This window comes from Kitasatospora sp. NPDC057198 (assembly GCF_042670125.1).
GTDB lineage: Bacteria > Actinomycetota > Actinomycetes > Streptomycetales > Streptomycetaceae > Kitasatospora.
In genome coordinates this window covers 37,333-51,770 of the sequence record NZ_JBHUWH010000008.1, presented here as the reverse complement: position 1 = coordinate 51,770, position 14,438 = coordinate 37,333, and the positions used below count along the sequence as shown (strand labels likewise).

Genomic DNA, 14,438 nt, shown 5'->3' with positions numbered 1-14,438 from the left:
GCCGGCGTGCAGTAACAGAACCCGAAGCCGATGCGCGCTCCGGCGGTGAACCGTCAGCAGCACGGACTCGCCGTTCCCCGAGCCCCTGAAGGGGCTTTCGCCCCGGGGGTCAGAGCTCGCGCAGGGTGCGGGCGGCGGCTTCGGGGCGGACATCGTTCATGAAGGCGCCCATGCCGGACTCGGTGCCGGCCAGGTACTTGAGCTTGTCGGCGGTCCGGCGCAGCGTGAACAGCTCCAGGTGCAGGGCGAGTTCGGTGGCGGCGGGCCGGGGGGTCTGGTGCCAGGCGGCGATGTACGGGGCCGGTTCGGGGAAGAGGCGGTCGAAGCGGCGCAGCAGGTCGAGGTAGATCCGCGGGAACTCCTCGCGGGCGGCCTCGTCCAGCCCGGTGAGGTCGGCGGCCCGGCGGTTGGGGTAGAGGTGCACCTCGTACGGCCAGCGGGCGGCGAACGGGACGAAGGCCGTCCAGTGCTCGCCGGCCAGCACGACCCGGGAGTCCGGCTTGCCGGTGGTGGCGCGCTCGGCGGCCAGCACGTCGTCGTACAGGTTGCGGCCGGTCGCGGCGTGGTGGGCGGCGGCGCGGTCCAGGGCGAGCGCGGTGCGCGGGGTGGTGAACGGGAAGGCGTAGACCTGGCCGTGCGGGTGGCCCAGGGTGACGCCGATCTCGGCGCCGCGGTTCTCGAAGCAGTAGACCTGCCGGACGCCGGGGCGGGCGTACAGCTCGGCGGTGCGGTCGGTCCAGGCGTCCAGGACGAGGCGGGCGTGCGGCTCGTCCAGGTCGGCGAAGGAGGCGGCGTGGTCGGAGGTGAAGCAGACCACCTCGCAGCGCCCGGTGCCGGGGGTGAGCGCGTACGGGCCGTCGGCCCAGGGGGCGACGTGCGCGGCGGAGGAGTCGGCGAGCGAGGGGAAGCGGTTCTCGAACACCGCGACCTGGTAGTCCGCGGCCGGGATCTCGCTGAGCCGGCCCTCCCGGGACGGGCAGAGCGGGCACTCGTCGGCCGGCGGGTGGTAGGTGCGGGACTGGCGGTGGGCGGCGATGGTGACCGCGTCCCCGGTGAACGGGTCGACCCGGACTTCGGAGACGCTGGCGGCCGCCTCCAGCGGGCGCTCGTCGAGCGCTTCGCGCGGGGTGGGTTCGGCGTCGTAGTAGACCAGTTCGCGGCCGTCGGCCAGCTTGGTCACCGTCTTGTGCACGGCGGCACTCCTCGTGGTTCGTGGCGCGGCTCGGGGCAGGAGTGTCGAGCCGATACATCAAACATCTTCGAACAGAGTGCACCACAATGCAACACCCCTCCGGTCAGCGGACCGAAGGGGTGCGGCGGAGGGGGTGGCAGAGGGGTGCGGCGGAGGGTGTGGCGGACCGGGCGGGCTCACGCCTTGGCGAGGACCTCGGTGACCAGTTCGCGGGCCTCGTCCTGGACCTGGGCGAGGTGCTGCTCGCCGCGGAAGCTCTCGGCGTAGATCTTGTAGACGTCCTCGGTGCCGGAGGGGCGGGCGGCGAACCAGGCGCTCTCGGTGGTGACCTTGAGGCCGCCGATCGCCGCGCCGTTGCCCGGGGCGTGGGTGAGGACGGCGGTGATCGGCTCGCCCGCCAGGGTGTCCGCGGTGACCCGGTCGGCGTCGAGCGCGGCCAGGGCGGCCTTCTGGGCCCGGTCGGCGGGGGCGTCGACCCGGGCGTAGACCGGGTCGCCGTGCCGGGCGACGAGTTCGCGGTGCAGCGCGGAGGGGGTGCTGCCGGTGACGGCGGTGATCTCGGAGGCCAGCAGGGCCAGCAGGATGCCGTCCTTGTCGGTCGTCCACGGCGAGCCGTCGCGGCGCAGGAACGACGCCCCGGCGGACTCCTCGCCGCCGAAGGCGACCGTGCCGTTCAGCAGGCCGTCGACGAACCACTTGAAGCCGACCGGGACTTCGAGCAGCTCCCGGCCGAGCCCGGCCACCACCCGGTCGATCATCGAGGAGGACACCAGGGTCTTGCCGACGGCCGCCGCGGCGGGCCAGCCCTCGCGGTGCCGGTACAGGTAGTCGATGGCGACCGCCAGGTAGTGGTTGGGGTTCATCAGCCCGCCGTCGGGGGTGACGATGCCGTGCCGGTCGGCGTCCGCGTCGTTGCCGGTGGCCAGCGCGTAGGCGTCGCGCTTGTCGATCAGCGAGGCCATCGCGTACGGGGAGGAGCAGTCCATCCGGATCTTCCCGTCCCAGTCCAGCGTCATGAACCGCCAGGTCGGGTCGGTCAGCGGGTTGACCACGGTCAGGTCGAGCCGGTGGGTCTCGGCGATCCGGCCCCAGTAGGCGACCGAGGCGCCGCCGAGCGGGTCGGCGCCGATCCGCAGGCCCGCGTCCCGGACGGCGTCCAGGTTGAGCACCGCGGGCAGGTCGTCCACGTACCGGCCGAGGAAGTCGTAGCGGCCGGTGGTGTCGGCGGCCAGCGCCCGGCCGTACGGGACGCGGCGGACGCCCTCCAGGCCCGCGGCGAGCAGGGCGTTGGCGCGGCGCTCGATCCAGCCGGTGGCGGTGGAGTCGGCCGGGCCGCCGTGCGGCGGGTTGTACTTGAAGCCGCCGTCGGCGGGCGGGTTGTGCGAGGGCGTCACCACGATGCCGTCCGCGAGCGCGGCGGGGCGGGCTCCGTCGTGGGCTCGGTTGTGGGTGAGGATGGCGTGCGAGACGGCCGGGGTCGGCGTGTAGCCGTCGGCGGTGTCCAGCAGCACGGTGACGCCGTTGGCGGCCAGCACCTCCAGGGTGGTGGCCCGGGCGGGCTCGGACAGCGCGTGGGTGTCGATGCCGAGGAACAGCGGCCCGGTGGTGCCCTGCTCGGCCCGGTAGTCGCAGATCGCCTGCGCGGTGGCCGCGATGTGGTCCTCGTTGAACGCGGCGCGCAGCGCCGACCCCCGGTGCCCGGAGGTGCCGAACGCGACCCGCTGTCCGACGTCCTCCGGATCCGGGTGCAGCGCGTAGTAGTCCGTCACCAGGCGGGCGACGTCGATCAGGTCCTGCGGCTGCGCCGGCTGGCCGGCCCGCTCGTGCACCATCGTGGCTACTCTCCTCGGTCGGTACGGCAAGGATGCCCGTCGACCATCATGCGGGCCACAGCGCGTCAACTGCGGGAACGCCGTGGGGTGCGTGGTCGACGGACCGGAAAAGCTGACGTAACGTCAGCCGTGACCCGTTCGATGTACGAACCCTTCCCTGTTTTGGGGGCGTCATGGCCATGCGTCCGTCCAACGGCTCCAACCACGACTCCGACCACGACTCCGACCACGCCGCAGGTCTCGGGCCGCTCGTCGGCGGTGCCCGGTGAGCGCGGTCCCCGCTCCGGCCGCTCCGCCCGAGCCGTCCGGGTCGTCCGGGTCGTCCGGGCCACTGGAGACACCGGTAGCGCCCATACCATCCGTGCCGTCCGTGCCGTCCGTGTCGCCGGAGGTCCTGGAGCTGTACAAACTGGCCGTCGAGATGGCCGACCGGGTCTCCGCCCGCCGGGGCACGGCCAACGCCTTCTTCCTGTCCGTGCAGACCGCCCTGATCGCCGTGATGGGGCTCAGCTTCCCCGAGTTGGCGCAGGCCCCGTGGTGGGCGTCGGCCGCCCTGAGCGCGGCCGGTCTCGCCCTGTCAGCCACCTGGTGGCTGCAGCTGCGCAGCTACCGGGACCTCAACAGCGCCAAGTTCGCGGTCATCAACGGGCTGGAGAACGGCCTCCCGGTGAGGATCTTCGCCGACGAGTGGAGGTACCTGAAGCAGGATCCGGTCCCCCCGCTGCGCAACCGCTACGCGGAACTCGGCTTCTCCGAGCGCGGCGTCCCCTGGGTCTTCGCCGCCATCTACCTGTTCGTGTTCGCCGGCCGACTGCTCGGCTGACCCGCCCCGGCCTCCCCCGGCCTCCCCCGATCTCCGTCGGCCTCCGTCGGCCTGCCCCGGCCTCCCCCGGCCTCCCCCGATCTCCGTCGGCCTCCGTCGGCCTGCCCCGGCCTCCGTGCGGGGCCCGGGGTCATTCCCGGCCCCGCCGCGCGGCCCCCCGCGGCCACACGACGCGTACCGGCACGCCCGCGCCGCGCGCCCTGAGCACCGCGTCGGCCGTACCGCCGCCGCGGCCGGTGGGGGGCGTACCGTCCCACACCGCCACCAACACGTCGGCCCGCGCGACGAGTTCGGCGTTCGCCGCCTCGTAGGCGTGCCGGTCGGCGGTGGCGAAGGGCAGGACGACCACCTCGGACGCCGCCCGCACGAGGCGGTCGAAGTCGGGCGCGTGCTCCGGGCCCACCAGCGCCTGCCGGTAGTCCCGCGACGGCAGGACGACGAGCAGGTCCCCGCCGGCCCCGAGCACGGCCTCGGCGAACAGGGTGTCCGACCCCGGCGCCAGGCAGGAGATCCCGACCAGCCCGCCGCCCGCGCGGACCTCCTCGGCCAGTACCCGGCGCAGGGCGTCGCGGACCGGTTCGCGGCTCGCCGCGGTGAGGTCCATGTGACCGGTGGTGGCAATGATCGGCATCCGTCGGCTCCCCGGCTCCCCGTGCGTCGTGCGTCGTGCGTCGTGGGTCAGTGGTGGCGGCCGGGGCGGTACCGGTCGAGCACCGGCCGGAGCCCCTTCGCCATGGCCGATCGGCCCGCACCGCCGGATCCGTTCCAGCCCCCGCCCCCGCCCCCGCCCCCGCCGAAGAGCACGAGGTGCGGGGCCCAGTCGCCGTCGAAGTACACGGCTCCCGTGAAGGCGAGGTCCTCCGGGGGCTCGCCGTCGGGGTAGGGCGGCAGGGCGGGCCGGGGCGGTGCCGCGTCCGGCCGGGGTGGCGCCGCCTGGGCCCGGAAGGTCTCGTACTCCTCGCGGTCGGACAGCAGCAGGACGAGCCGTTCCGCCGGGAGCAGCCGGGTCGCCTCCCCGAACTCCCACAGCAGCCCGGGCCCCAGCCCCACCGCCATCACCACCAGCCGGGCCCGCCGCATCAGGTCCAGGACGGTGTCCTGCCAGTCGTCGATCGGCAGGTACAGCCGCCGGGCGCCGACCAGGGGCAGCCGCTCCCCGGGCCGGCCCACGGCGACCATCGGCGCCACCGGCCGCAGCAGCCGGGCGAGTTGCTCCTCCTCGGTCTGCACGGACAGGCTCAGGTCCGACACCGCCGCGCCCGGCCCTGGGGCCGGGTGCCGGTTCTCCTCCAGCGCCGTGCGCCGGACGTCGTCCTCGAAGGACCGCAGGTAGAGCGTGAACGAACCGGCGGGGAGCTGCGCCGGATCCCGGACGACCTCCGCGAGGTGCTGGCGCCCGAGCACGGCGGTGCGGCGCGCACCGGCCAGCAGGGTCTGGGCGGCCACCACCACGAGGGGCAGCAGCAGGACGAGGTCCCACCAGGGCACGAGCACGTCGTCCGTCCAGAGCACGGAGACGAGTTCGAACCCCATGACCGGCAGGAAGTACCGCAGCCGGACGAACCCCGGCCCGACCGGCCGCCGCCGCAGCACCACAGCGTGCACCGCCTGGAGCCCCGCCGCCGCCACCACGGCCACGGCCGCGGCAGCAACCGTCGCGTACCACAGCGGGCCGTGCACGCCCAGGAACACCTTGACGGGCAACGTGACCTCAGGCTCGGCACCCTTCCAGTGGCTGAACGCGGACAGGGCCAGCCAGAGCCCCGCCGCCCCCATCGACCAACTCGCGACCAGCAGCAGCCCACCCCGGACCCGGGACTGCCGGGGCACGACGAGCCCCGCCCGCTGTCCGTCCCGCTTCTCCCCCACCGCCCCGCCCCCGTCCGGAACGGCCACCGCTGTCGACCGCCCCTGCCCGCCATGGTGCCGGAGCCGGAGCAAGTACGGAACCGGCTTGCCGGATCGGGGCCTTGATGCTGTGGATTCCCGCGGCGGCGTGAAGGAAGCGCGCCCTCAAGGGAGTTGGCGTATCGCCACCGAACCCCTGGCCCTTCCGGAGGGCGGAGCCGGGCCGGGTCGGCGGCGCCGAAGCGGGCCCTCCGCTCGGACGCGCAGGAGCCCCGCACACCCGAGTGGCGGGGCTCCCGAAGACGACCGAACGTCAGATCTCGCCGAACCGGCCGGACTTGACCGCCGCGACGAAGGCGGCGAAGCCGGACGCGGGAAACACCAGGGCCGGACCGTGCGGGTCCTTGGAGTCGCGGACCGGCACGAGACCGGCCTGCGCTCCGGGTGCCCACTCGACGCAGTTGCCGCCGTTGCCGCTGTAGCTGCTCTTCACCCAACGGGCGCCGGCCAGATCGACCTTCATCACAGTTCCTTCCGGAGAACGCGGACCCTGGCGAGTGTTGCCGCCGTGGACAACGACTCGACCTGGAGTCGATCGTAGTCGCTCTCCCAGGCCGCCAACGTGTCCCGGCCGCGTTCCACGTAACCGCGCGCCTGTGACTCGGAGTAGCCCAGGACCACGTGGTTCGGCATGTTCAGCAGCACCATCGAATGCGCGAAGGGGCGCGCCTCCGCCAACTCGAACGGCGCGATCTGCAGCGTGACGTTCGGCAGGTCGGAAAGCTCCTCCAGATGGGCGAGTTGGGCGTCCATCACGGCCCGCCCACCGATCGGCCGGCGGAGGCAGCTCTCGTCCAGCACGGCGTGCACGGTGGCCGTCGGAATGCGGTACAGGATCTTCTGCCGCTGGCTGTTGCGCTCGACCCGGCCGTCCGCCTGCTCCTGGGTGATCCGGCCGCGCCGGACGTTGCCCTGCTCCAGAGCGGCCAGGTACTCCGGGGTCATGAAGATGCCGAGGACGACGTCCATCTCGAAGGCACGGAGCCGCACGCACCGCGCCTCCGCCTCGGCGAACTCGTCGAAGCCCTCCAGGAAGCTCGAGTTCGCCACTCGGCGCCAAAGCTCCTGGAACCGGCCGCCGGTCTGGAACACCTCGTCGGCGCTGAGCGCGAAGTTGCGGGTGACGGTCTTCTTCCCCCGCTCGACGTACGAGATGAGCCCGCCCGAGTAGCTCATCCGCGCACCCAGTTCGGTCTGGGACCACCCCCGGGCCCGTCGCGCCCTGGTGAGTTCCGCGCCGAAGCGGAGCGCGGGAGAGTGCGTCGCGTCAGTTCCGCTCTCTTCCGTCACAGTTGACCCCCTGGAGTCCAGCTGATCCATCAGTTTTCACGTCCTGGTCAGCCTAGCCATCCCCACCCGCGCTCGTGACGCAAAGGACTCGATCGGACGCTTTCGGTGACCGGGAGGTCAGGAGTGGAAGGAGACCTCCGGGTTCTGCGGAGTCGGGCCGTCGAGGAGCGGCTGGGGGACGCCCTTGAGCTGCAGGTCGAAGAAGGCCGTGACGTACGTGCGGGTGAGCTGGAGGGCGCGGGCGGACGGGATGGTCCGGCCGCCGTCGGGGAGGCCGAGCCCGTCGAGGAGCACCGGGAAGTCGGTGAACGAGGCGTGGTTGGTTCCGGCGACGGTCAGCCAGCGCTTCCAGCCGTCGAGGCGGGTCCAGCCGTCGGTCCAGCTGGGGTCCTCGGCGCCGTCCGGCAGGGGGTGGCCGATCATCAGGAACGGTTTGCCGCCGAGGCCGGTGGCGGGCACGGGCTCATCCAGGGTGCCGTCCAGGTCGACGCCCGCCCGGATCCGATCGTCGGTGAGCAGGGCCGGGACGGCGGCCGCGCCGCCCGCGGAGTGGCCGGCCATGCCGACGCGGGACGGGTCGATCATCCGGGCGTAGCGCCAGGCCGGGTGGGGGTGGGCGGTGAGCCGGTCGAGGACGAAGGAGACGTCCCGGGCCCGGCTGCGCTCCAGGCCCGCCCAGTCCTCCGGGCTCTTCAACTGCCCGCACTCGGCGCACGGGAGGGTGCTCCCGTCGGGGAAGGTCGTCCCGGTGTTCTCGTAGGTGTGGTCGATCAGCGCCACCACGTAGCCGTGGCTGGTCAACTCCTCGGCGAGGCCGGTCAGCGAGGTGCGCGGCATGGTGAACCCGGGCGAGAGGAGCACCAGCGGGTAGCGGCCGGGCGCGGGGCGGGCCCCGGAGGCGGCCCAGGTCCGGGTCCCGGTGAGCGCCTCGGTGAGGATGGTGTTGCCCGGCAGTTTGGCGTCCAGCAGCATCCGGGCCGCGCCCGGGGTCATGTACGGGGTCGGGCTGCCGGTGCCCGCCCTGGCCGGGTAGTACACCGACACCATCAGCCGGCGCGGGCCCGCCGAGGGCACCCACGGGTCGGGGCGGTCCTGGTCGACGAGTTCCAGCACCTCCTGCCCGACCGCGTACGGCCCGGTGGGGCGCGGAAGTTCGGTCCGGACGGCGGTCGGTGCGGTGGCGGGGGCGCCGACGGTCGTGGTCGCGGGGGCCGGGGCTGCCGTCGCGGGCGGGGCGGCGGCGACGGACAGCGGCAGGGCAAGCAGCAGGGCGGCCGCTGCGGCGGCGTTGCGGATTCCGGTCATGTGGTGAATCTAGGTATGTCAGAAGGAAGTTGACGTCAGCTCAGCGGCCTAGGGGTTCTTCCGGAGGGCGCGGCGGCGGTCGGTGCCCGGCCCCTACGGGTTCCCCGGGCGGGTCGACCGGAGGAGCCGCCCCCGCAGTTCGCGCAGGCGCCACGGGGTCAGGTGCCAGGCGGCCGCGCCGAGGGTGAGGGAGGCGGCGGCCAGCAGCCAGCTGGGGGTGCTGTGCCAGTCCTGCCAGGGCCAGTTCCACCAGCGGACCGTGCCGGACGCGTCCCAGCCGAGGTAGCCGAGCGGGAAGAGCGTCGCCGCCGGCAGGATCCAGACCTGCGGGCGGCCCCAGAGCCGGCCGGAGAGGACCGCGAGGCCCCACCAGATCAGCAGGGCCCGGCCCAGCGCGGCCGCGCTCGCCGGGCCGGAGATCAGGAGTTCCGCGCCGCAGGCCAGGGCGAGGGCGGCCGCCCCGGCGGTGAGCAGGTGGGTGCGCTCGGCCTGCCGGAGCCGGGGGCCGGCCGCCGCCTCCCAGCCGTGCATGCCGCTGTGCAGCGAGCCCGCCGCCAGGGCGGCCCAGGCCACGGCCAGCAGCATGCGCAGTTGCAGCGTGCTGTCGCCGCCGAAGCCGCCGGGGAGCACGACCGCGACCGAGCCGAACCACAGTTGGACTCCGGTCAGGGCCAGCGCCGCGGCCGCGGCGCGGCCGAGCAGGCGCGGGCGCGCGTACAGCGCCGGATAGGTCGCCGGCGGTTCAGCCACAGTGACCCTCGCGCGGCAAGTGCTGGTCGAGCCAGGCGAGTTGGACGTCCTCGGGCTGGGCGACCAGGCGGCCGATCGCCTCCTGGTCGACGCCGGACGGGCCGCCGTGGACGCTCGCCGGGCGGCCGCCGCCCGCGAGCCGGGCGGTCAGCCAGGCGATCAGCTCCCACGGTGCCTCGCCCGTGCCCCGGCAGGACTGCGGGATCGTCGCGTCGACGGTCTGGAACGCGATGCTCGTCGCCACCTCCCAGGTCTCGCCCTCCCGGAGGTAGAACCCGTTCCCGTGGTCGAGCGGCTCCCCGTTCAGGCCCTCCTCCAGGAAGCGGTCGGGCACCTGGAACCGCCCCGCGGGCAGTGCCGCCGCCCTCCCCGCCATCGCCTGCAGGGCGGGCAGGTACTGCCGGCTCTCCGGCCACACGCAGATCGTCGGCGCACCCGTGGTGCACAGCGGGTGGGCCGGGGCGGGGCGCTGCACGAGCAGCGGGCCGGCCGACGCCCACAGCGCCACCGCCCCGGTGAGCGCCAGCACGCCGCCGGCCGTGCCGAACCGGCGGCCGCGCCACTCCGGGCCGTGCCCGTCGGTCCGCACCCGCCGCCCGGTGGCCACCGCGAGCCCGGCCAGCGCCAGCACGGCGGCGGCCCGAGCCAGCAGCGGCCAGGCGGCGACCGTCCGGCTCGGGTACCCGGACAGCACGGCGAGGCCGATGCCCGGCTCGGTGCCCTGCGGGACGAACCCGTACAGGCCGAGGAACGCCAGGCAGCCCAGCGTGCACACCACCGGCACCGCGAGCAGCGAGCGTGTCGCGCGCCCCACCAGGTGCCCCAGGGCCGTGCAGCCGGTGATCAGCAGCGCACCGAGCAGCACGTACCCGGGCCACTGGAAGGCGGGGCCGCCCCTCGGCGCGGTCACCGCGGCGGCCGTCAACACGCCGATGCCGTAGGCCGCCAGGCCGTACGTCAGCGTCGCCGCGAACTGCGCGGCCTCGATCCGCCAGGACGGCCGGGCCGCCGCGAACCCGGTCGGCACCCCGCTGCGCCGCCGGGCGGCCGCCGCCCAGGACGCCGCGCCCGCCATCGCCGAGCCGAGGAAGAACGCCGGGATCTGCGCCGCCGCGCTCGCCTGCGACCACACCCCGATCCAGGACCGGCTGCGTCCGAACAGCACCAGCAGCACCACCGCCACCAGCACCGGGAAGACCCAGCGCAGCGGCGAGCGCCGCAGCTCCGTCCGATAGGCCCAGGTCACCGCCGCACCACCGGCCGCCCGTCGAGGGCGCGCATGTAGCCGCGCTCCAGCGGGGTGTCGCCCGGGTCGCCGTCCCGGGCCAGGCCGGCCAACTCCTCGGCGGTGCCCCGGAAGACGATCCGGCCCCCGTTCATCACCACGACCTGGTCGCACACCGCGGCGACGTCCTCCACCAGGTGGGTGCTCAGCACCAGCGCCGTGCCGCGCAGCGAGCGGAGCAGCGCGCGGAACTCCAGCCGCTGCGCCGGGTCCAGGCCGACCGTGGGCTCGTCCAGCAGCACCAGGCGCGGTCCGCCGACCAGCGCGGCGGCGATCCCGGCCCGCCGCAGCATGCCGCCGGACAGCGACTTCATCCGCGTCCCGGCCCGGTCGGCGAGCCCGACCGCCTCGACGGCCTTCCGGGCGGCTTCGGCCGCCTGCCCGTCGGGCACCTCGCGCAGCCAGCCGCAGTAGCGGACGAACTCCTCGACGGTGTAGCCGGGGTGGTACCCGAAGTCCTGCGGCAGGAAGCCGATCCGCCGCCGCGCGGCCCGCGCCGTCCGCTCCGAGTCGACCCGCTCCCCGCACACCTCCAGCACGCCGCCGACCGGCGGGGCGACCGTCGCCAGCGTCCGCAGCAGGGTGCTCTTGCCCGCGCCGTTCGGCCCGAGCAGGCCCAGCACGCCCTCCCCGACCGCCAGGTCCAGCCCGTCGATCACCGTCCGGCGCCGGTACCCCTGCACCAGCCCCGCCACCCGCACTACCGGCTCCACGCCGCGCCTTCCCCACCGGGCTGTGTGCCCTGCGGCCCGGCAGCCCGGACCGCCCCTCGGACGAATTCGACGGACCGGACGCGGCGCGGCTTCCCCCGCCCACCACCGCCCGGTCGGAACCCGCACCGGCGCGGTGGGCCCGGCGGCGGTGCGGAGTTCCGGCCCAGCGTACGCAGAGCATCCGGCCCCGGCGGCCGTTTCCGCCATTTCGGGCCCCCGACCCCGCGGGCGGACGGTTACTTCTTGCGGCCGCCGCCGCTGCCGCCGCGCTTGGGCTGGGCGGTGCGGGCGCCGCCGGTGCGCGAGCCCGGCTTGGGCCTGGGCTTGCCGCCGGCCTGGGCGGTGCGGTGCTGGGGCTGGGCCTTGGACTTCTTCGTGGTGGACGGGCGGCGCTGCTCCTCGGCGGCGGCGGTGCGGCCGCGGGAGCTGTTGGCGGTGCGGCCGCGGACGATGCCGATGAACTCCTCGACCAGGTCGGTGGTGGCCTCCTCCGGCCAGGCCAGGGCGACCTGCGACTGCGGGACGTCGACCAGGGTGCGGTAGGTGAGGTCGCGGCGGTGGTGCAGCCGGGCCAGCGACTGCGGGACGGCCAGCACGCCGACGTTGGCGGCGACCAGTTCGATCGCGTCGGCGGTGGTGGCGGGCCGCTCGAAGGCGGGGCGGCCGGGGAGCTCGGGCCACTCCAGGGTGTCGTCCTGCGGGTGGAAGACGACCTCCTCGGCGAGGTCCGCGACGGTGACCTCCTCGGCGGCGGCCAGCCAGTGGTCCTTGGGGAACACCACGACGGTGGTCTCGGTGTACAGCGGGATCGCGCTGAGCACCGTCCGGTCCACCGGCAGCCGGACCAGTCCGGCGTCCGCGCCGCCGGACAGCAGCAGGGCGCGGCCGTCGTCGGGCGCCGACTGCAGCAGCTCGACCGGGACGTCCGGCAGCCGCTCCTCCCACACCCGCAGCCACTTGGTGGGCGTCACCCCGGGCACGTACACCAGGCGGAAGGGGGCGGGGGACTGCTCGTTCTCGGTCACGGGCTCCAGGCTAGCGGGCGCGCGGGCGGTGGGACGGCCGTGAGCCGGGCGGGCGCGCGGCGGCCGGGGCAGTGGGCGGGGCAGCGGGGCGGTGGCCGGGGCGATGGGGCGGCGGGACGGCCGTGAGCTGGGCAGGGGCGCGTTCCCTATACCCTTGTCGCATGACTACGCCCAAGCCCAAGACCTCCCAGACCATGAAGCCCGCGACCGCGGCCAAGAAGCTGGGGATCTACCTGGCGGCGACCCCCGCCGAGTTCCAGGCGGGCGTCGTCTCCCGCGACGAGCTCAACGCGATGCAGGCCGAGCCGCCGCAGTGGCTGGCCGACCTGCGCCGCAACGGTCCGCATCCGCGCCAGGTGGTGGCCTCGCGGCTCGGCATCTCGGTGACCGGCCTGAACCGCGCCGGGATCACCGAGGCGCTGACCACCGAGCAGATCGACGCGCTGCGCGAGGAGGACCCGGAGTGGCTGCGCCGCGAGCGCGCCCTCCAGGCGGACGTGCGCAAGGAGGCGCAGCGGGTGCAGGCGGCGGCGGAGAAGGCGGCGAAGGTGAAGGCCGAGCGGGCAGCCGGGAAGGCCAAGCGCAAGTAGCGCCGTCCTCGGGCAGCGGGATTCGAACGTCCGTCGGGGGTGTCGCCGGTCGGCGGCACTCTTTCGGATGGTGTGCGCACGACATGAACGGCGTTGCGGGGTACGGAGGCTGACGGTCCGTCAGCATGGCGATCATGATGTCGCTACGCCGTACTTCCTCGGCAGCTCTCGTCGCCTGCGCGGCCCTGCTGCTGCCGCTCGCCCCCGCTGCCCAAGCCGCCGCCGACCGGGCCGGCTCCCGCCCCACCGAGGCGGCCGTGAACGGCCTGCTGGACGGGATCCGGCAGGACCCGGCGCGCCTGGACGCCTTCCTGCGGGCGATGCCCAAGGGCGGTGACCTGCACAACCACCTCTCCGGCGCGGTCACCACCGAGTTGCTGATCAAGCTGGCCGCGCAGGACAGCCTATGCATCGACTCGGTGACCTTCACCTCGGCGACCGGCCCGTGCCAGGGCACCGCGCGGCCCGCCGCGGACGCGCTGGCTGAGGGCGAGTTCCGCACCCAGGTGATCCGGGCCTGGTCGATGCAGGACTTCACGCCGGGCGCGGAGTCCGGCCACGACCACTTCTTCGCCACCTTCGGCAAGTTCGGCGAGGCCAGCTGGCGCCACCCGGGCACGATGCTCGCCGAGGTGACCGACACCATGGCGGCGCAGCACCAGAGCTACCTGGAGACCATGCTGACGCCGGCCTCCGGCGGGGTCGCGGCGCTGGCCGCCAAGGTCGGCTTCGACCCGGACTTCGCGGCGCTGCGGCAGAAGCTGCTGGCCGGCGGCCAGATGCAGGCCCTGGTGGACTCGGCCCGCGCCGACCTGGACGCCGCGATGGCCGAGTACCAGGACACCGAGCACTGCGGCACCGCGCAGGCCCGGCCGGGCTGTTCGGTGACGGTGCGGATCCAGTCCCAGGCGTCCCGGGCGTCCACTCCGGCGCGGGTCTTCGCCCAGCTGCTGATCGGCCTGGAACTCGCCTCCCAGGACGAGCGGTTCGTCGCGGTGAACCTCGTCCAGCCGGAGGACTACCAGGCATCGCTGGACAACTACCAGTTGCAGATGCAGATGCTCCAGTACCTGCGCCCGCTCTACCCGAAGGCCCACGTCAGCCTGCACGCGGGCGAGCTGGTGCCCGGACTGGTCAAGCCGGAGGACCTGACCTTCCACATCCGGCAGGCCGTGCTGACCGGCCAGGCCGAGCGGATCGGGCACGGCGTGGACGTCACCCACGAGGACGACTCGGCGGACCTGCTGCGCACCCTGGCCGAGCGCAAGGTGCTGGTGGAGGTGCCGCTGACCTCGAACGCGCAGATCCTCCAGGTCGAGGGCGCGCAGCACCCGTTCCCGCTGTACCGCAAGTACGGGGTGCCGACCGCGCTGGCCACCGACGACCCGGGCGTGGAGCGGATCGACATCACCCACGAGTACGTGCGGGCGGCGCGGACGTACGACCTGGGCTACACCGACCTGAAGGACCTGGCGCGCAACTCGCTGGAGTACGGCTTCGTGGCGGGCCGCAGCCTGTGGCGGGACCGGAACGGCTTCAAGCCGGTGCCGGAGTGCCAGGGCCGGCCGATCGGGTCGGAGAACCCGGCGCCGAAGTGCGCGGCGCTGCTGGCGGCCAGCCCGAAGGCGGCCCTGGAGTGGAAGCAGGAGGGCGCGTTCCGGGCCTTCGAGGCTTCGGTGCTACATCTGAAGTAGCCTGCGGGCCGCCGGCGTACCCGCCGGCGGC

The 14,438-nt window shown here is 74.4% G+C and carries 14 protein-coding genes; 3 read left to right on the top strand and 11 right to left on the bottom strand.

The features are described 5' to 3' along the window. Positions 1 to 109 precede the first annotated feature (109 nt). The gene (gene galT, locus ACFUEL_RS02145; RefSeq protein ID WP_380233989.1) at positions 110 to 1,192 is read right to left on the bottom strand and encodes a galactose-1-phosphate uridylyltransferase; all 1,083 of its coding nucleotides are present in this window, start codon (positions 1,190 to 1,192) and stop codon (positions 110 to 112) included. 176 nt (positions 1,193 to 1,368) lie between these two features. Then, complete coding sequence (gene pgm, locus ACFUEL_RS02140; protein ID WP_380233988.1) at positions 1,369 to 3,024, bottom strand: phosphoglucomutase (alpha-D-glucose-1,6-bisphosphate-dependent); 1,656 nt, start codon at positions 3,022 to 3,024, stop codon at positions 1,369 to 1,371. A gap of 379 nt (positions 3,025 to 3,403) precedes the next feature. On the opposite strand from pgm, the gene ACFUEL_RS02135 reads away from it, so the two are divergent. After that, a complete protein-coding gene (locus ACFUEL_RS02135) occupies positions 3,404 to 3,847 on the top strand; it encodes a hypothetical protein (protein ID WP_380233987.1) in 444 nt (147 codons plus the stop codon). 130 nt (positions 3,848 to 3,977) lie between these two features. On the opposite strand, the gene ACFUEL_RS02130 is transcribed toward ACFUEL_RS02135, so the two are convergent. The 9 genes from ACFUEL_RS02130 to ACFUEL_RS02090 form a co-directional block, all read right to left on the bottom strand. Then, positions 3,978 to 4,478: a hypothetical protein gene (locus ACFUEL_RS02130; RefSeq protein ID WP_380233986.1), complete on the bottom strand. Its 501-nt coding sequence runs from the start codon at positions 4,476 to 4,478 to the stop codon at positions 3,978 to 3,980. A gap of 47 nt (positions 4,479 to 4,525) precedes the next feature. After that, the gene (locus tag ACFUEL_RS02125; protein WP_380233985.1) at positions 4,526 to 5,677 is read right to left on the bottom strand and encodes a hypothetical protein; all 1,152 of its coding nucleotides are present in this window, start codon (positions 5,675 to 5,677) and stop codon (positions 4,526 to 4,528) included. A gap of 331 nt (positions 5,678 to 6,008) precedes the next feature. After that, positions 6,009 to 6,218, bottom strand: a complete 210-nt coding sequence (locus ACFUEL_RS02120; protein ID WP_380233984.1) for a DUF397 domain-containing protein — start codon at positions 6,216 to 6,218, stop codon at positions 6,009 to 6,011. Beyond that, a complete protein-coding gene (locus ACFUEL_RS02115; protein ID WP_380233983.1) occupies positions 6,218 to 7,075 on the bottom strand; it encodes a Scr1 family TA system antitoxin-like transcriptional regulator in 858 nt (285 codons plus the stop codon). Before ACFUEL_RS02115 ends, ACFUEL_RS02120 begins: the two co-directional genes overlap by 1 nt. 87 nt (positions 7,076 to 7,162) lie before the next feature. Then, entirely contained in the window at positions 7,163 to 8,350 is a 1,188-nt protein-coding gene (locus tag ACFUEL_RS02110) for an alpha/beta hydrolase family protein (RefSeq protein WP_380233982.1), read from the bottom strand. A gap of 93 nt (positions 8,351 to 8,443) precedes the next feature. Then, positions 8,444 to 9,100 (bottom strand): hypothetical protein, encoded by a 657-nt coding sequence (locus ACFUEL_RS02105; RefSeq protein ID WP_380233981.1) that lies wholly within the window; start codon positions 9,098 to 9,100, stop codon positions 8,444 to 8,446. Next, complete coding sequence (locus ACFUEL_RS02100; protein ID WP_380233980.1) at positions 9,093 to 10,346, bottom strand: ABC transporter permease; 1,254 nt, start codon at positions 10,344 to 10,346, stop codon at positions 9,093 to 9,095. The genes ACFUEL_RS02105 and ACFUEL_RS02100 overlap by 8 nt, the downstream gene beginning before the upstream one ends. Next, positions 10,343 to 11,098, bottom strand: coding sequence for an ATP-binding cassette domain-containing protein (locus ACFUEL_RS02095; protein WP_380233979.1), 756 nt, complete (start codon positions 11,096 to 11,098; stop codon positions 10,343 to 10,345). The genes ACFUEL_RS02100 and ACFUEL_RS02095 overlap by 4 nt, the downstream gene beginning before the upstream one ends. Before the next feature lie 236 nt (positions 11,099 to 11,334). Continuing rightward, positions 11,335 to 12,123: a LysR family substrate-binding domain-containing protein gene (locus ACFUEL_RS02090; RefSeq protein ID WP_380233978.1), complete on the bottom strand. Its 789-nt coding sequence runs from the start codon at positions 12,121 to 12,123 to the stop codon at positions 11,335 to 11,337. 161 nt (positions 12,124 to 12,284) lie between these two features. Here ACFUEL_RS02090 and ACFUEL_RS02085 point away from each other — a divergent pair, with 161 nt between their 5' ends. Next, on the top strand, positions 12,285 to 12,713 hold the full coding sequence (locus tag ACFUEL_RS02085; RefSeq protein ID WP_344553248.1) for a DUF5997 family protein: 429 nt from the start codon (positions 12,285 to 12,287) through the stop codon (positions 12,711 to 12,713). A gap of 125 nt (positions 12,714 to 12,838) precedes the next feature. After that, positions 12,839 to 14,407, top strand: coding sequence for an adenosine deaminase (locus ACFUEL_RS02080; protein ID WP_380233977.1), 1,569 nt, complete (start codon positions 12,839 to 12,841; stop codon positions 14,405 to 14,407). The last annotated feature ends 31 nt before the right edge of the window (positions 14,408 to 14,438 follow it).

Coding starts and splice junctions, on each gene's coding strand:
- pgm (WP_380233988.1), bottom strand. CDS start 3,024: ATGGTGCACGAGCGGGCCGGCCAGCCGGCGCAGCCGCAGGACCTGATC.
- ACFUEL_RS02130 (WP_380233986.1), bottom strand. CDS start 4,478: ATGCCGATCATTGCCACCACCGGTCACATGGACCTCACCGCGGCGAGC.
- ACFUEL_RS02120 (WP_380233984.1), bottom strand. CDS start 6,218: ATGAAGGTCGATCTGGCCGGCGCCCGTTGGGTGAAGAGCAGCTACAGC.
- ACFUEL_RS02115 (WP_380233983.1), bottom strand. CDS start 7,075: ATGGATCAGCTGGACTCCAGGGGGTCAACTGTGACGGAAGAGAGCGGA.
- ACFUEL_RS02110 (WP_380233982.1), bottom strand. CDS start 8,350: ATGACCGGAATCCGCAACGCCGCCGCAGCGGCCGCCCTGCTGCTTGCC.
- ACFUEL_RS02085 (WP_344553248.1), top strand. CDS start 12,285: ATGACTACGCCCAAGCCCAAGACCTCCCAGACCATGAAGCCCGCGACC.
- ACFUEL_RS02080 (WP_380233977.1), top strand. CDS start 12,839: ATGGCGATCATGATGTCGCTACGCCGTACTTCCTCGGCAGCTCTCGTC.